Source organism: Escherichia sp. MOD1-EC6819, assembly GCF_002965765.1.
Classification (GTDB): domain Bacteria; phylum Pseudomonadota; class Gammaproteobacteria; order Enterobacterales; family Enterobacteriaceae; genus Escherichia; species Escherichia ruysiae.
Map to the genome: position 1 here is coordinate 489,571 of NZ_PTRG01000001.1, position 21,457 is coordinate 511,027.

Below are 21,457 nucleotides of genomic sequence, written 5' to 3' on the forward strand. Positions count from 1 at the left end.
CTGCGTGTGCGGAACAGAAACCCTTACCCGATATACTTGTTATGCCAGAGGTAGCAATTGCGTTAGCAGCGTGCTGTTGCTGTAAAGTATAACCCCTATATTTTACAGTTCGGTCCTCTTTTGCTTATTACAACCTTAAGTATATCAAGCATATAAAGATAATAAGAGACTGAACAATATGGTTACCTGGACCCAAATGTATATGCCGATGGGAGGACTGGGGCTATCCGCTCTGGTCGCCTTGATCCCGATAATATTCTTCTTCGTTGCACTCGCGGTATTACGTCTGAAAGGACATGTCGCCGGAGCAATAACCCTTATATTATCGATATTGATTGCGATATTCGCCTTTAAAATGCCGATCGATATGGCATTTGCTGCTGCGGGATATGGCTTTATTTATGGCTTATGGCCGATTGCGTGGATTATTGTCGCAGCGGTATTCCTCTATAAATTAACCGTTGCCAGCGGGCAGTTTGATATTATCCGCAGCTCGGTTATCTCTATCACCGACGATCAACGTTTGCAGGTGCTACTGATAGGTTTCTCCTTTGGCGCGCTGCTGGAAGGGGCGGCTGGCTTTGGTGCGCCGGTGGCGATTACCGGTGCGCTGCTGGTGGGCCTGGGCTTCAAACCGCTATACGCGGCGGGGCTATGTCTGATCGCCAACACTGCGCCGGTGGCGTTTGGTGCGTTGGGCGTGCCGATTCTGGTTGCCGGTCAGGTAACGGGAATCGATCCGTTCGACATCGGTGCAATGGCGGGACGTCAGTTGCCGTTCCTGTCCGTTCTTGTACCGTTCTGGCTGGTGGCGATGATGGACGGCTGGAAAGGGGTGAAAGAGACGTGGCCAGCGGCGCTGGTTGCGGGTGGTAGCTTTGCGGTTACTCAGTTCTTTACTTCTAACTATATTGGCCCGGAACTGCCGGATATTACTTCGGCGCTGGTGAGTATCGTCTCACTTTCTTTATTTCTTAAAGTCTGGCGGCCAAAAAATACCGAAACGGCAATCAGCATGGGACAATCCGCAGGTGCGATGGTGGTGAATAAGCCATCTTCTGGCGGTCCCGTGCCTTCAGAATATAGTCTGGGGCAAATCATTCGTGCGTGGTCACCGTTTTTAATCTTAACGGTGCTGGTCACAATCTGGACGATGAAGCCATTTAAAGCGTTATTTGCTCCGGGCGGCGCGTTTTATTCGCTGGTGATTAATTTCCAGATCCCTCATTTGCATCAGCAGGTACTGAAAGCGGCGCCCATTGTCGCCCAGCCGACACCGATGGATGCGGTTTTTAAATTCGACCCGCTCTCTGCTGGCGGCACCGCTATTTTTATTGCGGCGATTATCTCTATCTTCATCCTCGGCGTGGGGATCAAGAAAGGCATTGGCGTCTTTGCTGAAACGCTAATTAGCCTGAAGTGGCCGATATTGTCGATTGGCATGGTGCTGGCATTTGCCTTCGTGACCAACTATTCCGGTATGTCCACCACGCTGGCGCTGGTACTGGCGGGCACTGGCGTGATGTTCCCGTTCTTTTCGCCATTCCTCGGCTGGCTGGGGGTATTCCTTACCGGCTCGGACACTTCCTCTAACGCCCTGTTTGGTTCACTGCAATCGACCACGGCGCAGCAAATCAACGTCTCTGACACTCTGCTGGTGGCAGCAAACACCAGCGGCGGCGTAACTGGCAAGATGATCTCCCCACAATCTATCGCCGTGGCCTGCGCCGCGACGGGCATGGTGGGTCGAGAATCTGAACTGTTCCGCTACACCGTGAAGCACAGTCTGATTTTTGCCAGCGTTATCGGCATTATCACGCTGTTGCAGGCGTATGTGTTTACCGGAATGTTAGTCTCGTAAGTCAACAAAGCCGGATGATCGTCAATATCATCCGGCTTCATTCTTTGCTGGTTACATTATTCTGTCTTATTAATTAAAAAATCATTTCCTGATTTATTATCTATGCAGCAATAATGTTTTGCGTTCAGATAACCCGCTAAATAATTAAGTGCGTGAGAATATCTATTTTTTTGTCCCGCAAAACAAGTCTGTATTAATTATGTTCGCTTGATGAGTAAACACCGTGCTATCTGTTGCTTTTGCAATCGCAATCGTTAAAACTATCAACAGCTTGAGATAGTCACATTGTGAATAATTGTTACTTTTTTGTTTGTTAAATCTTTTGGTAAATACCCCGACTGACATCGTATAGGGGATATTCTTATAAATTTTACCTGTTTCGTTATCAATAATGCAGTTTTCTTAAGAATGGAGGAAATTATTAGAGAAGATAAAGCATAAAACTATTTCCCCAGTTACGAATCTTTTAACTTTATTTTGTCACTTGCGTTATTAATGAATAAGAAATTTAAATATAAGAAATCGCTTTTAGCGGCTATTTTGAGCGCAACCCTGTTAGCCGGTTGTGATGGCGGTGGTTCAGGATCGTCCTCCGATACTCCGCCTGTAGATTCTGGAACAGGGTCTTTGCCGGAAGTGAAACCTGATCCAACACCAAACCCGGAGCCGACGCCGGAGCCTGAACCTACTCCGGAGCCGACACCTGATCCAGAGCCAACGCCAGAACCGGAGCCAGAACCTGTTCCTACGAAAACGGGTTATCTGACCCTGGGCGGAAGCCAGCGGGTAATCGGTGCTAAATGTAATGGTGAATCCAGCGACGGCTTTACTTTTACACCTGGCGAGGACGTTACTTGCGTGGCGGGTAACACGACAATTGCCACCTTCAACACTCAGTCAGAAGCTGCGCGTAGCCTGCGTGCGGTTGAAAAAGTGTCGTTTAGCCTTGAGGACGCGCAAGAACTGGCGGAGTCCGACGATAAGAAAAGCAATGCGCTCTCGCTGGTAACCTCCATGAACAGTTGTCCGGCAGATACAGAACAGGTTTGCCTGACGTTCTCCTCGGTGATGGAGAGTAAACGCTTCGATTCGCTGTATAAGCAAATCGATCTGGCACCGGAAGCGTTCAAAAAGCTGGTCAATGAAGAGGTGGAAAACAATGCCGCGACCGATAAGGCGCCATCCACTCATACTTCACCGGTAGTGCCCGTCACGACGCCGGGAACAAAACCGGATCTGAACGCTTCCTTCGTGTCGGCTAACGCGGAACAGTTTTATCAGTATCAACCTACGGAAATCATTCTTTCTGAAGGCCGCCTGGTAGATAGCCAGGGGAATGGCGTGGCTGGCGTCAACTACTACACCAATTCTGGCCGTGGTGTAACCGGAGAAAACGGCGAGTTTTCCTTTAGCTGGGGGGAAACCATCTCCTTTGGCATCGACACCTTTGAGCTTGGCTCAGTGCGCGGTAACAAGTCGACTATTGCGCTGACGGAACTGGGTGATGAAGTTCGCGGCGCGAATATCGATCAGCTGATCCACCGCTATTCGAAAGCTGGGCAAAATAATACCCGTGTCGTTCCGGACGATGTGCGCAAGGTCTTTGCTGAATATCCCAACGTGATCAACGAGATTATCAATCTCTCTTTATCCAACGGTGCGACGCTGGGTGAAGGTGATCAAGTTGTTACGCTGCCTAACGAATTTATCGAACAGTTTGAAACGGGTCAGGCCAAAGAGATCGATACTGCAATCTGTGCGAAAACCGACGGTTGTAACTCTCCGCGCTGGTTCTCGCTGACCGCGCGCAGCATTAATGAAGGTCAGATTCAGGGCGTTATCAACAAGCTGTGGGGCGTGGATCAGAGCTACAAATCTGTCAGCAAGTTCCATGTCTTCCATGACTCCACCAACTTCTATGGCAGCACCGGTAATGCGCGTGGTCAGGCGGTGGTGAATATCTCCAACGCGGCATTCCCGATTCTGATGGCGCGTAATGATAAAAACTACTGGCTGGCCTTTGGCGAAAAACGTGCCTGGGATAAAAACGAGCTGGCGTACATTACAGAAGCGCCTTCTCTTGTGGTGCCAGAAAACGTCACGCGCGATACCGCCACCTTCAACCTGCCATTTATTTCGCTGGGGCAAGTTGGTGAGGGCAAACTGATGGTTATCGGTAACCCGCACTACAACAGCATCCTGCGTTGCCCGAACGGTTACAGCTGGAACGGGAGCGTTAATAAAGACGGACAGTGTACGCTCGACAGCGATCCGGACGACATGAAGAACTTCATGGAAAACGTGTTGCGCTATCTGTCAAATGAACGCTGGCTGCCGGACGCGAAAACCAGCATGACCGTGGGCACTAACCTGGATACGGTTTATTTCAAAAAAGCGGGTCAGGTATTAGGAAATAGCGCACCGTTTGCTTTCCATAAGGATTTCGCAGGTATCACGGTTAAACCGTTGACCAGTTATGGCAATCTGAATCCAGATGAAGTTCCTCTGCTGATCCTCAATGGCTTTGAGTATGTGACTCAGTGGTCTGGCGATCCCTATGCAGTGCCTCTGCGTGCAGATACCAGCAAACCGAAGCTGACTCAGCAGGATGTGACCGATCTGATCGCCTATCTGAACAAAGGCGGATCGGTGCTGATCATGGAAAACGTGATGAGCAACCTTAAGGAAGAGAGCGCATCTGGCTTTGTACGTCTGCTTGATGCCGCAGGTCTGTCGATGGCGCTTAACAAATCGGTGGTGAATACCGATCCGCAGGGTTATCCAGACCGCGTGCGCCAGCGTCGAGCGACTGGCATTTGGGTTTATGAACGTTATCCGGTTGTGGAAGGTGAACTGCCGTACACCATTGATTCCCAAACAGGAAAAGTTACCTGGAAATATCAGATTGATAACAAACCTGATAAGAAACCGAAACTGGAAGTTGCCAGCTGGCAGGAAGATGTCGATGGCAAACAGGTCAAACGCTATGCCTTTATCGATGAGGCGGAGTTTAAAACAAAAGAGTCTCTGGAGGCGGCAAAGGCAAAAATCTTTGAGGCGTTTCCTGGATTAAAGGAATGTAAGGACCCGGCATATCACTATGAGGTCAACTGTCTGGAATACCGTCCTGGCACGGGAGTTCCTGTAACGCCAGAGAATAATACTGGCATGTTTGTTCCGCGCTATACGCAACTGAATCTCAGCGCCGACACCGCGAAAGCGATGCTACAGGCAGCGGATTTGGGAACCAACATTCAGCGCCTGTATCAGCACGAGCTTTACTTCCGTACCAATGGTCGCAAAGGTGAGCGTCTGAGCAGCGTCGATCTGGAACGTCTGTACCAGAACATGTCTGTCTGGCTGTGGAACGATACGAAATATCGTTACGAAAGCAACAAGGATGACGAGCTGGGCTTTAAAACGTTCACCGAGTTCCTGAACTGCTATGCCAACAATGCCTATGCCGAGGGCACGCAGTGTTCTGCAGATCTGAAAAAATCGCTTGTCGATAACAATATGATCTACGGAGATAATACTGCCAAAGCTGGCATGATGAACCCGAGCTATCCGCTCAACTATATGGAAAAACCGCTGACTCGCCTGATGCTGGGGCGTTCCTGGTGGGATCTGAACATCAAAGTTGATGTCGAGAAGTATCCGGGAGCAGTATCGGCTGAAGGTGAGAATGTTACTGAAACCATCAGCCTGTACTCGAATCCGACCAAATGGTTTGCGGGTAACATGCAGTCTACTGGTCTGTGGGCTCCGGCTCAGAAAGAGGTCACCATTAAGTCCAATGCGGACGTTCCTGTGACTGTCACCGTGGCGCTGGCCGACGACCTGACCGGACGTGAGAAGCATGAAGTCGCGCTGAACCGTCCGCCAAGAGTGACTAAAACCTATGATCTGAAAGCCAATGGTGAGGTGAAGTTTACGGTTCCTTACGGTGGTCTGATTTATATCAAGGGCGATAGCAAGGAGAATAATAAATCTGCCAGCTTCACCTTTACCGGTGTGGTAAAAGCGCCGTTCTATAAAGACGGTAAATGGAAAAACGATCTGAAATCCCCTGCGCCGTTGGGCGAGCTGGAGTCAGACGCTTTCGTTTATACCACGCCGAAGAAGAACCTTGAGGCCAGCAATTTCACTGGTGGTGTAGCAGAATTCGCTAAAGATCTGGATACCTTTGCCAGCTCGATGAATGACTTCTACGGTCGTGATGAAACGAGCGGTAAGCACCGGATGTTTACCTATAAAGCATTGACGGGGCATAAACATCGTTTCGCCAACGATGTGCAGATCTCCATTGGTGATGCGCACTCTGGTTATCCGGTGATGAACAGCAGCTTCTCGACGAACAGCACCACGCTGCCGACGACGCCGCTGAACGACTGGTTGATCTGGCATGAAGTGGGGCACAACGCCGCAGAAACGCCGCTGACTGTACCGGGCGCAACTGAAGTAGCGAACAACGTGCTGGCGCTGTACATGCAGGATCGCTATCTCGGCAAGATGAACCGTGTCGCTGACGATATTACCGTTGCGCCGGAATATCTGAACGAGAGCAACGGTCAGGCATGGGCGCGCGGCGGTGCGGGTGACCGTCTGCTGATGTACGCACAGTTGAAGGAATGGGCAGAGAAAAACTTTGATATCACGAAGTGGTATCCAGAGGGGCAACTGCCAGCGTTCTACAGCGATCGTGAAGGGATGAAAGGCTGGAACCTGTTCCAGTTGATGCACCGTAAAGCGCGCGGCGATGATGTTGGTAAAACTAAGTTTGGCGAAAAAAATTACTGTGCCGAATCCAACGGTAACGCTGCGGACACGCTGATGCTGTGTGCCTCCTGGGTCGCACAGGCGGATCTTTCGGAGTTCTTTAAGAAATGGAATCCGGGCGCGAATGCTTACCAGCTTCCGGGGGCGAGCGAGATGAGCTTCGAGGGCGGCGTGAGCCAGTCGGCTTACAACACGCTCGCGGCGCTTGGTCTGCCGAAACCGCAGCAAGGGCCGGAAACCATTAACAAGGTTACCGAGCATAAGATGTCAGCCGAGTAAGCCTGTAGGCATGAAATAAGGCGCACCGGGTTAACACATGTGCCCGATGCGCCAACTTATCGGAGCTACAGGGAAAGTCGCGATTACTTGCGTTGGCAGACTCCTGTAAGCCGGATAAGGCGTTTTACGCCGCATCCGGCAAATTACAACAAACAACCTTTAACCATGCATTTTGATGTTTTTCAGCAATATCCAGCGGTGATGCCCATCCTGGCAACCGTTGGAGGATTAATCATCGGCAGTTTTTTGAATGTGGTGATTTGGCGTTACCCCATCATGCTTCGCCAACAAATGGCGGAGTTTCACGGTGAAACGCCGAGTGCGCAGTCAAAAATAAGCCTGGCGCTGCCACGTTCGCACTGTCCGCATTGCCAGCAGACCATCCGCGTTCGTGACAATATTCCGCTATTCTCCTGGCTGATGCTCAAAGGGCGCTGCCGCGACTGTCAGGCGAAAATCAGCAAGCGTTATCCGCTGATGGAGTTATTGACGGCACTCGCTTTTTTGCTGGCGAGTCTGGTCTGGCCGGAAAGTGGATGGGGGCTGGCGGTGATGATATTATCCGCCTGGCTGATTGCCGCGAGTGTCATCGACCTCGATCACCAATGGCTGCCCGATGTTTTTACTCAGGGCGTATTGTGGACAGGACTTATTGCGGCATGGGCGCAGCAGAGTCCGTTAACGCTACAAGACGCAGTCACCGGCGTCCTGGTGGGGTTTATCACTTTTTACTCGCTGCGCTGGATAGCCGGAATAGTTCTGCGTAAAGAAGCATTAGGCATGGGCGATGTATTACTCTTCGCCGCTTTAGGTGGCTGGGTGGGGGCGTTGTCGCTGCCCAATGTTGCTTTAATCGCCTCATGCTGCGGCTTGATATATGCCGTTATTACAAAAAAAGGATCAACCACACTGCCTTTTGGACCGTGTTTAAGTCTGGGCGGTATAGCAACACTTTATCTACAGGCATTGCTTTAATGATAACAACGTCATTATCGAAGTGACATTTTTACTCTTATTAATAACCTTAGAGATTATTAACCATGTCGATAAAAAAGATGCCAGGGAGGGTATTAATATCGCTATTGTTGAGCGTTACAGGATTATTAAGTGGCTGCGCCAGCCATAATGAAAACGCCAGTTTACTGGCGAAAAAACAGGCGCAAAATATCAGTCAAAACCTGCCAATTAAATCTGCGGGATATACCTTAGTGCTGGCGCAAAGTAGCGGTGCGACGGTAAAAATGACCATTATCAGCGAAGCGGGTACACAAACCACGCAGACGCCTGACGCCTTTTTAACCAGCTATCAACGACAAATGTGCGCTGACCCGACGGTGAAATTAATGATCACTGAGGGAATTAATTACAGCATAACGATTAATGATACACGTACAGGTAACCAGTATCAGCGGAAACTGGATCGTACCACCTGTGGAATAGTCAAAGCATAACGTCGGGTATATAAATTGGCGCGGGTTGTTTTTCGTGACGCACGAATTTATCTCATTCAATGGCTGACTAAAATTCGTCACACTCTTAGCCAGAGACAATCTCTTAATACAGACAAAGAGCATCTGCGAAAAATTGTACGCGCGATGTTCTGGCTGATGCTGCTTATTATTTCTGCAAAAATGGCATATTCACTCTGGCGCTATATCTCCTTTTCTGCGGAATATACGGCGGTTTCCCCATCGGTGAATAAACCGGCACGTGCGGATGCCAAAACGTTCGAGCAAAAAGACGTGCAATTAATCAGCCAGCAAAACTGGTTTGGCAAATATCAGCCCGTCGCCGCGCCGGTAAAACAACCCGAACCTGTGCCTGTGGCAGAAACGCGTCTTAACGTGGTGCTGCGCGGGATCGCCTTTGGTGCCAGACCCGGCGCGGTTATTGAAGAAGGCGGCAAACAGCAGGTCTATTTACAGGGGGAACGGCTTGGCTCTCACAACGCGGTGATTGAGGAAATCAATCGCGACCATGTGATGCTGCGCTATCAGGGAAAAATGGAGCGCCTGAGTCTGGCAGAAGAGGAGCGTTCCACCGTAGCCGTGACCAACAAAAAAGCCGTCAGTGACGAAGCAAAGCAAGCTGTTGCTGAGCCTGCTGCCAGTGCGCCAGTTGAGATCCCGGCTGCCGTGCGTCAGGCGCTGGCGAAAGATCCGCAGAAAATTTTTAACTATATCCAGCTTACGCCCGTGCGTAAGGAGGGGATTGTCGGTTATGCAGTGAAACCGGGGGCAGATCGTTCTCTGTTCGATGCCAGCGGTTTCAAGGACGGCGATATCGCCATTGCGCTAAATCAGCAGGATTTTACTGATCCGCGAGCAATGATTGCTCTGATGCGGCAGTTACCTTCAATGGATTCCATTCAACTTACGGTTTTACGCAAGGGTGCGCGCTACGATATTTCCATCGCGCTGCGCTAACCGCATTTAATCCAGGAGAATCATTCATCGTGTTTTGGCGTGATATTACGTTGTCGGTCTGGCGTAAGAAGACAACTGGCCTCAAAACAAAAAAGCGTTTACTGCCGCTGGTGCTGGCAGCGGCATTATGTAGTTCACCGGTCTGGGCGGAAGAAGCCACCTTCACCGCCAATTTTAAAGATACCGACCTGAAATCGTTCATCGAAACCGTCGGCGCTAACCTTAATAAAACCATCATTATGGGGCCGGGCGTGCAGGGGAAAGTGAGTATTCGTACCATGACCCCGCTCAATGAACGCCAGTATTACCAGCTATTCCTTAACCTGCTGGAAGCACAGGGGTATGCCGTCGTACCGATGGAAAACGACGTGCTGAAGGTGGTGAAATCCAGCGCCGCGAAAGTCGAGCCGCTGCCGCTGGTCGGTGAAGGTAGCGACAACTACGCGGGTGATGAAATGGTCACTAAAGTGGTGCCGGTACGCAATGTGTCGGTACGCGAGCTGGCACCGATTTTGCGCCAGATGATCGATAGCGCAGGTTCTGGCAACGTCGTTAATTACGATCCCTCCAACGTGATTATGCTCACCGGACGCGCCTCAGTTGTGGAACGGCTGACGGAAGTGATCCAGCGTGTGGATCACGCGGGAAATCGCACCGAAGAGGTGATCCCGCTGGATAACGCCTCGGCTTCGGAAATTGCTCGCGTGCTGGAAAGCCTGACTAAAAACAGCGGCGAGAACCAGCCAGCGACGCTGAAATCACAGATTGTCGCCGATGAACGCACCAACAGCGTGATTGTCAGTGGTGACCCCGCCACGCGAGACAAAATGCGCCGCCTGATCCGTCGTCTGGACTCAGAAATGGAGCGCAGCGGCAACAGCCAGGTGTTCTATCTCAAATACAGCAAAGCCGAAGATCTGGTCGATGTTCTGAAACAGGTCAGCGGCACACTCACCGCCGCCAAAGAAGAGGCGGAAGGCACGGTCGGTAGCGGGCGTGAGGTTGTCTCCATCGCCGCCAGCAAACACAGTAATGCCCTGATTGTTACCGCGCCGCAGGACATCATGCAGTCGCTGCAAAGCGTGATTGAACAACTGGATATCCGTCGTGCTCAGGTGCATGTCGAGGCGTTGATCGTGGAAGTTGCCGAAGGCAGCAATATCAACTTCGGCGTGCAGTGGGCGTCGAAAGATGCCGGATTAATGCAGTTTGCTAATGGTACGCAGATCCCTATCGGTACGCTGGGCGCAGCCATTTCTCAGGCGAAACCGCAGAAAGGCTCGACGGTGATCAGTGAAAACGGCGCAACCACCATTAATCCGGATACCAACGGCGATCTCTCCACGCTCGCCCAGCTTCTTTCCGGCTTTAGCGGTACGGCGGTTGGCGTGGTGAAAGGCGACTGGATGGCGCTGGTACAGGCGGTTAAAAATGATTCCAGCTCGAACGTCCTCTCCACGCCGAGCATCACCACGCTGGACAACCAGGAAGCCTTCTTCATGGTGGGGCAGGATGTTCCGGTATTAACTGGATCTACCGTTGGTTCCAATAACAGCAATCCTTTCAACACCGTAGAGAGGAAAAAAGTCGGCATCATGCTGAAAGTCACGCCGCAGATTAACGAAGGTAACGCGGTACAGATGGTGATTGAGCAGGAAGTCTCGAAGGTGGAAGGACAGACCAGCCTCGACGTCGTGTTTGGTGAGCGCAAACTGAAGACCACCGTGCTGGCTAACGACGGTGAGCTGATCGTGCTTGGCGGTCTGATGGATGACCAGGCGGGAGAAAGTGTGGCGAAAGTGCCGTTGCTGGGCGATATCCCGTTGATTGGCAACCTGTTTAAGTCCACGGCAGATAAAAAAGAAAAACGTAATCTGATGGTGTTTATCCGTCCAACCATTCTGCGTGACGGTATGGCGGCAGATGGCGTGTCGCAGCGCAAATATAACTATATGCGCGCCGAGCAAATCTATCGTGATGAGCAAGGCTTAAGCCTGATGCCGCACACCGCGCAGCCGGTACTGCCAGCGCAAAATCAGGCCTTACCGCCGGAAGTACGCGCGTTTCTCAATGCCGGGAGAACGCGTTAATGGTGCCTGCAGCACAGGAAACCGCCGCTAACACCGTGCGTCTGCCCTACAGTTTCAGCCGTCGGTTTAGCCTGGTGGCATGGTGCGAAGCGTCGCTGGAGATCCTCCATGTGCATCCGCTGTCGCTCTCTGTTTTGCAGGAGCTGCAACGGGGGCTGAACGCGCCCTTTACGCTGCGGCAAATCGATGAGGCCGAGTTTGAACAGCGGCTGAATGCGGTCTGGCAGCGTGACTCTTCCGAGGCTCGCCAGCTGATGGAAGATCTCGGTTCTGCCGAGGACTTTTTTACCCTCGCAGAAGAACTGCCGGAAACGGAAGATCTGCTGGAAAGTGACGACGATGCGCCGATCATCAAACTGATCAACGCCATGCTGGCAGAGGCGATTAAAGAAGGCGCTTCGGATATCCACATCGAGACGTTTGAAAAGAGTCTGGTGATCCGTTTTCGCGTTGACGGCACATTACATGAAATGCTGCGACCGGGGCGCAAACTGGCCTCGTTGCTGGTATCGCGTATCAAGGTGATGGCGCGGCTGGATATTGCCGAAAAACGCGTACCGCAGGATGGACGTATTGCGCTGCTGCTGGGCGGTCGGGCGATTGACGTGCGTGTCTCCACCATGCCTTCCGCCTGGGGCGAGCGCGTGGTGCTGCGACTGCTGGACAAAAACCAGGCTCGCCTGACGCTGGAACGTCTGGGTTTAAGTCACAAACTGACCGCGCAATTGCGCCAGCTACTGCACAAACCGCACGGTATCTTTCTGGTGACGGGGCCTACAGGTTCCGGCAAAAGCACCACGCTGTACGCCGGATTGCAGGAGCTGAACAACCACTCGCGCAACATTCTCACGGTTGAAGACCCCATCGAATACATGATTGAAGGGATCGGTCAGACGCAGGTCAACACCCGCGTCGGGATGACCTTCGCCCGTGGCCTGCGCGCGATTTTGCGTCAGGATCCGGATGTGGTGATGGTGGGTGAAATCCGCGATACCGAAACCGCAGAAATCGCCGTCCAGGCGTCATTGACCGGACACCTGGTACTGTCAACCCTGCATACCAACACGGCGGTGGGGGCGATCACACGTTTGCAGGATATGGGCGTGGAGCCTTTCCTGCTCTCTTCCAGTCTGACGGGCGTGATGGCGCAGCGGCTGATTCGCACGCTGTGCCCCGACTGCCGCCAGCCCGCGCCTGCCACTGACGAAGAAAAACGCCTGTTGGGGATTACCGATGCGCGTACCGTCACTCTGTACCATCCGCAGGGCTGTCCCGCCTGTAATCACAAAGGTTTTCGCGGACGTACTGCCATCCATGAGCTGATCGTGGTGGACGCCACATTGCGTGATTTGATCCACCGTCAGGCCGGGGAACTGGAGCTGGAACGTTATGTCCGGCAACACTCTGCGGGTATCCGCAGCAACGGCATTGAGAAAGTGCTCGCCGGAGAAACCTCTCTCGATGAAGTTCTGCGGGTAACCATGGAGGCGTAATGGCACTGTTTTACTATCAGGCGCTGGAGCGTAATGGTCGCAAAACTAAAGGCATGATTGAGGCGGATTCCGCGCGTCATGCCCGTCAATTGTTACGCGGTAAAGACCTCATTCCTGTGCACATTGAAGCCCGGCTGAATGCTTCGTCAGGGGGAATGTTGCAGCGTCGGCGACACGCACATCGTCGCGTGGCGGCGGCAGATCTGGCGCTGTTCACTCGTCAACTGGCAACGCTGGTGCAGGCAGCAATGCCGCTGGAAACCTGCTTACAGGCGGTCAGTGAGCAAAGTGAAAAACTGCATGTAAAAAGCCTCGGTATGGCGCTACGCAGCCGGATTCAGGAAGGTTATACCCTGTCGGACAGCCTGCGCGAACATCCCCGCGTCTTTGATTCCCTGTTTTGTTCGATGGTGGCTGCCGGAGAAAAATCCGGGCATCTCGACGTGGTGCTTAATCGCCTGGCGGATTACACCGAACAGCGACAGCGCCTGAAATCACGCCTGCTGCAGGCCATGCTCTATCCGCTGGTATTGCTGGTGGTGGCAACGGGCGTGGTCACTATTTTGCTGACGGCGGTAGTGCCGAAAATCATCGAACAGTTTGATCATCTCGGACACGCGCTGCCCGCTTCCACCCGAATGCTCATCGCCATGAGCGACGCGTTACAGACCAGCGGCGTTTACTGGCTGGTAGGTTTGCTGGGGCTTCTGGTGCTGGGGCAACGGTTACTCAAAAGTCCTGCCATGCGCCTGCGCTGGGATAAAACCTTGCTGCGCCTGCCCGTGACGGGGCGTGTTGCGCGCGGGCTGAATACGGCGCGCTTTTCCCGCACGTTAAGCATCCTCACCGCCAGCAGTGTTCCGCTGCTGGAAGGCATTCAGACCGCTGCCGCCGTGTCGGCAAATCGTTATGTCGAGCAACAACTGCTGCTGGCGGCAGATCGCGTCCGCGAAGGAAGCAGTCTGCGCGCTGCGCTGGCGGAGTTGCGCCTGTTCCCGCCGATGATGTTGTACATGATCGCCTCCGGTGAACAGAGCGGCGAGCTGGAAACCATGCTTGAACAGGCCGCAGTCAACCAGGAACGGGAATTTGATACCCAGGTGGGGCTGGCATTAGGACTGTTTGAACCGGCGCTGGTGGTGATGATGGCGGGCGTGGTGCTGTTTATCGTCATCGCCATCCTCGAGCCGATGCTGCAACTGAACAATATGGTTGGAATGTAATTTACGGAGTTATCACATGAATTCGTTATCCCGCACACAAAAACCACGGGCAGGTTTTACCCTGCTGGAAGTGATGGTGGTGATTGTTATTCTTGGCGTCCTGGCAAGTCTGGTGGTGCCTAACCTGTTGGGCAACAAAGAGAAAGCGGATCGGCAAAAAGCCATCAGCGATATCGTGGCACTGGAAAACGCGCTGGATATGTACCGACTGGATAACGGGCGTTATCCGACCACCGAGCAGGGGCTTGAGGCGCTGATCCAGCAACCGGCCAATATGGCGGATTCCCGCAACTACCGTCCAGGTGGATACATTAAACGACTGCCAAAAGATCCGTGGGGCAATGATTATCAGTATCTCAGCCCTGGCGAAAAAGGGATGTTTGATGTTTACACCTTAGGGGCGGATGGTCAGGAAAACGGGGAAGGCGCTGGCGCAGATATCGGTAACTGGAATTTGCAGGAGTTTCAGTAATCAGTGCCTGGACGCGGATTCACTCTTCTGGAAATCATGCTGGTGATTTTCCTTATCGGCCTTGCCAGTGTGGGCGTGGTACAGACGTTTGCGACCGATTCTGAATCGCCTGCGAAAAAAGCGGCGCAGGATTTTCTGACTCGCTTTGCGCAGTTTAAGGACAGGGCAGTGATCGAAGGGAAAACACTCGGTGTGCTAATCGACCCACCTGGCTACCAGTTTATGCAACGTCGTCAGGGGCAGTGGTTGCCCGTTTCTGCGACCCGGTTATCGGCACAGGTTACGGTGTCGAAACAGGTGCAGATGCTGTTACAACCCGGAAGTGATATCTGGCAGAAAGAGTATGCGCTGGAGCTGCAACGTCGTCGCCTGACGCTGCATGATATTGAACTGGAACTGCAAAAAGAGGCGAAAAAGAAGACTCCGCAGATCCGTTTTTCGCCTTTTGAACCCGCCACGCCGTTTACGCTGCGCTTTTACTCGGCGGTGCAAAACGCATGTTGGGCGGTAAAACTGGCGCACGATGGCGCGTTATCCCTCAATCAATGTGATGAGAGGATGCCATGAAGCGCGGATTTACCTTGCTGGAAGTGATGCTCGCACTGGCGATTTTTGCGCTGGCTGCCACGGCGGTATTACAGATCGCCAGCGGTGCGCTGAGTAATCAGCAGGTTCTTGAGGAGAAAACGGTAGCGGGCTGGGTAGCTGAAAACCAGACCGCACTGCTCTACCTGATGACCCGCGAACAACGGGCGGTCAGGCATCAGGGCGAGAGCGATATGGCAGGAAGCCGCTGGTACTGGCGAACCACACCGCTGAATACCGGTAACGCGCTGCTCCAGGCGGTGGATATTGAAGTCAGCCGTCATGAAGACTTTTCGTCGGTGATCCAGTCACGACGCGCCTGGTTTAGCGCCGTGGGAGGCCAACAGTGAGAAGGACTCGCGCTGGTTTCACATTACTGGAAATGCTGGTGGCAATCGCCATTTTTGCCTCGCTGGCACTTATGGCGCAGCAGGTGACAAACGGCGTTACGCGCGTGAATAGCGCCGTCGCCGGACACGATCAAAAACTAAACCTCATGCAGCAAACGATGAGTTTTCTGACCCACGATCTGACACAAATGATGCCGCGTCCGGTAAGAGGCGAGCAGGGGCAGCGGGAACCGGCGTTACTGGCGGGTGCAGGCGTGCTGGCGTCCGAGAGTGAAGGGATACGCTTTGTGCGTGGCGGTGTGGTTAATCCGTTGATGCGCCTGCCGCGCAGTAATCTGCTCACCGTCGGTTACCGCATTCATGACGGTTATCTCGAACGGTTAGCCTGGCCGCTGACCGATGCAGCAGGCAGTGTGAAGCCAACAACGCAAAAATTAATCCCGGCGGATTCGCTCCGTTTGCAGTTCTACGACGGCACGCGCTGGCAGGAGAGCTGGTCGTCAGGGCAGGCGATCCCTGTGGCAGTGCGCATGACCCTGCATTCGCCACAATGGGGCGAGATTGAACGCATCTGGTTGTTACGCGGGCCGCAATTATCATGATCACCTCACCACCAAAACGCGGAATGGCACTGGTTGTGGTGCTGATATTGCTGGCGGTCATAATGCTGGTAACCATCACGCTTTCCGGGCGGATGCAACAACAACTTGGGCGAACGCGCAGCCAGCAGGAGTACCAGCAGGCGCTGTGGTACAGCGCCAGTGCAGAAAGCCTGGCGTTGAGCGCACTCAGTCTGAGCCTGAAAAATGAACAACGCGTGCATCTGGCACAGCCGTGGGCATCCGGCCCTCGTTTCTTCCCTCTGCCGCAGGGGCAAATTGCCGTCACCCTGCGCGACGCACAGGCCTGCTTTAACCTGAATGTTCTAGCTCAGCCGACGACGGCATCGCGTCCGCTCGCGGTACAACAGTTGATTGCCCTGATCTCGCGCCTGGATGTGCCAGCTTATCGAGCTGAACTGATAGCCGAAAGCCTGTGGGAGTTTATTGACGAGGATCGCAGCGTGCAGACGCGGCTGGGGCGTGAAGACAGCGAGTATCTCGCCCGCTCGGTGCCGTTCTATGCCGCGAATCAACCGCTGGCTGATATCAGCGAAATGCGCGTGGTGCAGGGAATGGACGCCGGACTCTATCAAAAACTGAAACCGCTGGTTTGTGCGCTGCCGATGACCCGCCAGCAAATCAACATCAACACATTAGACGTCACGCAAAGCGTGATTCTTGAGGCGCTGTTTGACCCGTGGTTAAGCCCTGTTCAGGCGCGGGCGTTATTACAACAACGTCCGGCGAAGGGGTGGGAAGATGTCGATCAGTTTCTTGCGCAGCCGCTACTTGCTGACGTCGATGAGCGTACTAAAAAACAGCTAAAAACCGTCCTGAGCGTGGACAGCAATTACTTCTGGCTGCGTTCGGATATCACCGTGAATGAGATTGAACTGACGATGAACTCGTTAATTGTCCGCATGGGGCCACAACACTTTTCTGTTCTCTGGCATCAGACAGGAGAAAGCGAGTGAGTTCCATCCTTGAGATTTTTTTCCCGCTTTGCGCCACCGACCCCATCCGCTGGCAGCGCCGTACCGCCGACGTGGAGTGCGGTATCTGGCCTGACGTCGACAACCAACAGCTTCAGCAATGGCTGCAAACCGATGCGATTCGACTCTACATTCCCGGCGAATGGATCAGCGTCTGGCAGGTTGAACTGCCTGATGTCGCCCGTAAGCAGATACCGACTATTCTGCCCGCCTTACTGGAAGAAGAGCTGAACCAGGATATCGATGAACTGCATTTCGCCCCGTTGAAAATCGACCAGCAACTGGCAACCGTGGCAGTGATTCACCAACAGCATATGCGCAACATTGCGCAGTGGTTGCAGGAAAACGGCATCACCCGCGCTACCGTCGCGCCGGACTGGATGTCCATTCCTTGTGGATTTATGGCTGGCGATGCGCAACGGGTTATCTGCCGCATCGATGAATGTCGAGGATGGAGCGCCGGGCGGGCGCTGGCTCCGGTCATGTTCCGCGCACAGTGCAATGAGCAGGCATCGCCGCTTTCGCTGACTGTGGTCGGCATTGCACCGGAAGAGCTATCAGCATGGGCTGGCGCAGACGCTGAACGCCTGACCGTTACGGCTCTGCCAGCCATTACCACTTATGGCGAACCGGAAGGGAACCTGCTAACAGGGCCGTGGCAGCCTCGTGTCAGCTACCGAAAACAGTGGGCGCGCTGGCGGGTGATGATTCTGCCGATATTGCTGATTCTGGTTGCGCTGGTAGTGGAACGGGGCGTGACGTTATGGAGCGTCAGCGAACAGGTGGCGCAAAGCCGCACCCAGGCGGAAAAACAGTTCTTAACACTGTTCCCGGAGCAGAAGCGGATTGTGAATTTGCGCTCTCAGGTGACGATGGCGCTGAAAAAATATCGCCCACAGGCCAACGATACCGGGCTGCTTGCAGAGTTATCAGCGATAGCCAGCACCCTGAAAACGGCGTCACTTTCCGACATCGAGATGCGTGGCTTCACCTTTGATCAAAAACGCCAGACGTTCCACCTTCAGTTGCGGGCAGCAAACTTTGCCAGTTTCGACAAACTGCGTAGCGCACTGGCAACTGATTATGTTGTGCAACAGGACGCGTTACAGAAAGAGGGTGATGCGGTTTCCGGCGGCGTAACGTTGCGGAGGAAATAACATGTTACGCGATAAATTTATTCACTATTTTCAGCAATGGCGTGAGCGCCAGTTAAGCCGTGGTGAACACTGGCTGGCTCAACATCTCGCGGGGCGTTCGCCGCGCGAAAAGGGCATGTTACTGGCTGCGGCGGTGTTTCTGTTTAGCGCCGGATATTACGTCCTCATCTGGCAACCTTTGAGCGAACGGATTGAGCGACAGGAGACGATGTTGCAGCAGCTGGTGGCGATGAACGCGCGACTGAAGAGCGCCGCGCCGGATATTATCGCAGCGCGAAAATCCGTCACAACAACGCCTGCGCAGGTATCGCGGGTCATTAGTGACAGTGCTTCGGCGCATTCAGTGGTCATTAAGCGGATAGCTGAGCGCGGGGAGAATATTCAGGTCTGGATAGATCCTGTGGTGTTTAATGACCTGCTGAACTGGTTAAACGCGCTGGATGAAAAGTATGCGCTGCGGGTGACACAAATTGATGTCAGCGCAGGTGAGAAGCCAGGGATGGTGAATGTGCAGCGACTGGAGTTGATAAGAGGATAAGTGTTCCAGTAAATTCCCTGTGAAATTCAGCCCGAAAGGTGAGTGTATAATCTTCTTATCCACTCACCGAATTGAATATTTTTGCAATAAGAAATATCCCATTCCTCTCATCACTGAATGTTCTGCAAAACAACAGATACGAGTTCTCTCCTGAAGCAGCCCAGCGTCCTATAAATATGCTTAAGTGTGGCAATACATCATGACCATTAATAGATGTAATGAATCATTGGGTGGCAATTGATAGGTCAAAACATATAGGATAATTCTTGTGTGATCTGTATTTTGTGTAGCCTGGAAATTACTAAAATTCCTGGAGACAATCAGAAGGGAAATTTTAAGTAAGTAAAATAATTTCCACAGAAACTATCCGTCGATTTGAAACAATGTCTGCTCAGGTATATCTACTGAGGGATAGTGCTGGCTGTAATACTGGTTAAAATAAACGCGCTAAATAATCAAGACATATATTTTAATCGACAACAATAATTGCTGCCGGAATTATTCCTGCGACTTAAATAACATTGTTTAAATGTGATGAATATCACAAATATGACCGCAAAGAGGGGACTGAAGATATAAATAAGAAGTACACGAGTGAATTTTAAATAGGGAAATAGTTTCTCAGTAAACAATTAATTGGTAATAAATTCGTGCGTTCTGGTGTGAAACAGATTGCAGGTGTTGCTACGCATAAAATTTATAGGTGGTGTTATAATCCAGTAGTTAACAGTAAAAGCAAAAATAATTTCTTGCGAAATTAACAGCTCATTTTAAATAAGTGTGTTCCGGAGTAATCCAGAATGCATGGCGCTTTATGTCTTTTTACTCACATAGGCTAAGCAAAAAGAGTTACGCATAATTTCCCGAGAAATTAACTCTACATTCTAAAACGGCCAGTTTTCTGAAATTACCAGAAGACCGAATACATTCATGCCTGAAGAATGGATTAGAAGAAATGAGACGGAAATAGATTAATTTATCCCTGCTGAAATAATTTCTGCTGAAATTGTTTGCGGCTATTAAAAAGTCAAACCGTCTGAACGTATTTTATCCAATTACAAACAAGTATTACCTCCAGTGTATTGGTAGCTGTTAAGCCAAGGGCGGTAGCGTACCTGAAGAGATTAGGATCACATCATCAAATGGCAAGAAGTGGATTTGAAGTCCAGAAAGTCACCGTAGAGGCATTATTTCTACGAGAAATACGAACACGTTTTGGTAAGTTTCGTCTGGGGTATTTGTGGGCGATTCTCGAACCCTCTGCGCATTTGCTGATACTGTTGGGCATTTTTGGTTACATTATGCACCGCACGATGCCAGACATCTCGTTCCCGGTGTTTTTACTTAATGGCCTGATTCCCTTTTTTATCTTTAGCAGTATCAGCAAACGTTCTGTCGGCGCTATTGAAGCGAACCAGGGGCTGTTTAATTATCGTCCAGTAAAACCCATCGATACGATCATTGCGCGCGCTCTGCTTGAGACGCTGATTTACGTTGCTGTTTATATTCTGCTTATGCTTATTGTCTGGATGGCGGGCGAATATTTCGAGATAACAAATTTTTTACAACTTGTGGCCGCCTGGGGTTTGCTGATCATACTTTCATGCAGCATTGGCTTAATATTCATGGTCGTTGGTAAAACCTTCCCCGAAATGCAAAAGGTTCTACCGATACTTCTTAAGCCCCTTTATTTCATCTCCTGCATCATGTTCCCTCTGCACTCAATTCCTAAGCAATATTGGTCTTATCTTCTCTGGAACCCATTAGTACATGTAGTGGAGTTAAGCCGCGAGGCCGTCATGCCTGGCTATATAAGCGAAGGTGTGAGTCTGAACTACCTGGCAATGTTTACATTGATAACTCTGTTCATTGGTCTGGCGTTATACCGAACTCGTGAGGAGGCAATGCTGACATCATGATTAAGATTGAGAATTTGACGAAGTCATATCGCACGCCAACGGGGCGACACTATGTGTTTAAGGATTTAAACATCGAAATCCCTTCAGGAAAAAGCGTTGCCTTTATTGGTCGTAATGGTGCAGGTAAATCAACGTTACTGAGAATGATTGGTGGCATTGACCGCCCCGATAGCGGAAAGATCATTACCAATAAAACGATATCATGGCCAGTCGGCCTCGCCGGTGGATTTCAGGGAAGTTTAACCGGACGCGAAAACGTAAAATTTGTTGCGCGGTTATACGCGAAGCAAGAAGAACTGAAAGAGAAAATAGAGTTTGTCGAAGAATTTGCCGAACTCGGTAAGTACTTCGACATGCCGATTAAAACTTACTCATCTGGTATGCGATCGCGTTTAGGCTTTGGTTTAAGCATGGCATTTAAGTTTGATTATTATATCGTCGATGAAGTAACCGCAGTCGGTGATGCCAGGTTTAAAGAGAAGTGCGCCCACTTATTTAAAGAAAGGCATAAAGAGTCTAGCTTTTTAATGGTTTCACACAGCTTGAATTCATTGAAAGAGTTTTGTGATGTGGCCATTGTGTTTAAAAATGATAACGCGGTTAGTTTTTATGAGGATGTTCAGGAAGGGATAGAGGAATATAAACAAGAATAAGATTTTAAACAATAATAAGACTAAATAGTCTTCTAATT

17 protein-coding genes are annotated in these 21,457 nt (G+C 51.5%); all 17 read left to right on the forward strand.

Translation table 11 applies throughout. The features are described 5' to 3' along the window. The first annotated feature begins 178 nt into the window (after nt 1-178). The 17 genes from glcA (at nt 179) to A7Z06_RS02560 (ending at nt 21,419) form a co-directional block, all read left to right on the forward strand. Nucleotides 179-1,861 carry a glycolate permease GlcA gene (gene glcA / locus A7Z06_RS02475; RefSeq protein WP_000259282.1) on the forward strand — a complete coding sequence of 561 codons (1,683 nt, stop codon included), beginning with the start codon at nt 179-181 and terminating at the stop codon, nt 1,859-1,861. Nucleotides 1,862-2,356: 495 nt separating this feature from the next. Beyond that, nucleotides 2,357-6,919: a lipoprotein metalloprotease SslE gene (sslE, locus tag A7Z06_RS02485; RefSeq protein ID WP_001034458.1), complete on the forward strand. Its 4,563-nt coding sequence runs from the start codon at nt 2,357-2,359 to the stop codon at nt 6,917-6,919. A gap of 165 nt (nt 6,920-7,084) precedes the next feature. Then, nucleotides 7,085-7,894: a prepilin peptidase PppA gene (pppA, locus tag A7Z06_RS02490; protein WP_010347768.1), complete on the forward strand. Its 810-nt coding sequence runs from the start codon at nt 7,085-7,087 to the stop codon at nt 7,892-7,894. Between the two features lie 65 nt (nt 7,895-7,959). Beyond that, a complete protein-coding gene (gene gspS2, locus A7Z06_RS02495; protein ID WP_024165221.1) occupies nt 7,960-8,370 on the forward strand; it encodes a type II secretion system pilot lipoprotein GspS-beta in 411 nt (136 codons plus the stop codon). 15 nt (nt 8,371-8,385) lie between these two features. Beyond that, nucleotides 8,386-9,345 (forward strand): type II secretion system protein GspC, encoded by a 960-nt coding sequence (gene gspC, locus A7Z06_RS02500; RefSeq protein WP_024165220.1) that lies wholly within the window; start codon nt 8,386-8,388, stop codon nt 9,343-9,345. Nucleotides 9,346-9,374: 29 nt separating this feature from the next. Beyond that, on the forward strand, nt 9,375-11,435 hold the full coding sequence (gspD, locus tag A7Z06_RS02505; protein WP_000498829.1) for a type II secretion system secretin GspD: 2,061 nt from the start codon (nt 9,375-9,377) through the stop codon (nt 11,433-11,435). Then, on the forward strand, nt 11,435-12,928 hold the full coding sequence (gene gspE, locus A7Z06_RS02510) for a type II secretion system ATPase GspE (RefSeq protein ID WP_000248816.1): 1,494 nt from the start codon (nt 11,435-11,437) through the stop codon (nt 12,926-12,928). Before gspD ends, gspE begins: the two co-directional genes overlap by 1 nt. Beyond that, a complete protein-coding gene (gene gspF, locus A7Z06_RS02515) occupies nt 12,928-14,151 on the forward strand; it encodes a type II secretion system inner membrane protein GspF (protein ID WP_105279328.1) in 1,224 nt (407 codons plus the stop codon). The genes gspE and gspF overlap by 1 nt, the downstream gene beginning before the upstream one ends. A gap of 16 nt (nt 14,152-14,167) precedes the next feature. After that, complete coding sequence (gene gspG / locus A7Z06_RS02520; protein ID WP_001087292.1) at nt 14,168-14,623, forward strand: type II secretion system major pseudopilin GspG; 456 nt, start codon at nt 14,168-14,170, stop codon at nt 14,621-14,623. Nucleotides 14,624-14,626: 3 nt separating this feature from the next. After that, nucleotides 14,627-15,190 carry a type II secretion system minor pseudopilin GspH gene (gene gspH / locus A7Z06_RS02525; RefSeq protein ID WP_024165236.1) on the forward strand — a complete coding sequence of 188 codons (564 nt, stop codon included), beginning with the start codon at nt 14,627-14,629 and terminating at the stop codon, nt 15,188-15,190. Beyond that, a complete protein-coding gene (gspI, locus tag A7Z06_RS02530) occupies nt 15,187-15,558 on the forward strand; it encodes a type II secretion system minor pseudopilin GspI (RefSeq protein WP_000820131.1) in 372 nt (123 codons plus the stop codon). The genes gspH and gspI overlap by 4 nt, the downstream gene beginning before the upstream one ends. Continuing rightward, complete coding sequence (gspJ, locus tag A7Z06_RS02535) at nt 15,555-16,160, forward strand: type II secretion system minor pseudopilin GspJ (RefSeq protein WP_024165235.1); 606 nt, start codon at nt 15,555-15,557, stop codon at nt 16,158-16,160. The genes gspI and gspJ overlap by 4 nt, the downstream gene beginning before the upstream one ends. Then, nucleotides 16,157-17,134: a type II secretion system minor pseudopilin GspK gene (gspK, locus tag A7Z06_RS02540; RefSeq protein ID WP_000633181.1), complete on the forward strand. Its 978-nt coding sequence runs from the start codon at nt 16,157-16,159 to the stop codon at nt 17,132-17,134. The genes gspJ and gspK overlap by 4 nt, the downstream gene beginning before the upstream one ends. Next, complete coding sequence (gspL, locus tag A7Z06_RS02545; RefSeq protein WP_000095003.1) at nt 17,131-18,309, forward strand: type II secretion system protein GspL; 1,179 nt, start codon at nt 17,131-17,133, stop codon at nt 18,307-18,309. The genes gspK and gspL overlap by 4 nt, the downstream gene beginning before the upstream one ends. Before the next feature lies 1 nt (nt 18,310). After that, the gene (gene yghD, locus A7Z06_RS02550; RefSeq protein ID WP_000942773.1) at nt 18,311-18,847 is read left to right on the forward strand and encodes a GspM family type II secretion system protein YghD; all 537 of its coding nucleotides are present in this window, start codon (nt 18,311-18,313) and stop codon (nt 18,845-18,847) included. A gap of 1,142 nt (nt 18,848-19,989) precedes the next feature. Further along, entirely contained in the window at nt 19,990-20,766 is a 777-nt protein-coding gene (locus A7Z06_RS02555) for an ABC transporter permease (protein WP_000124282.1), read from the forward strand. Continuing rightward, on the forward strand, nt 20,763-21,419 hold the full coding sequence (locus A7Z06_RS02560; RefSeq protein WP_000590240.1) for an ABC transporter ATP-binding protein: 657 nt from the start codon (nt 20,763-20,765) through the stop codon (nt 21,417-21,419). The genes A7Z06_RS02555 and A7Z06_RS02560 overlap by 4 nt, the downstream gene beginning before the upstream one ends. Nucleotides 21,420-21,457 lie beyond the last annotated feature (38 nt).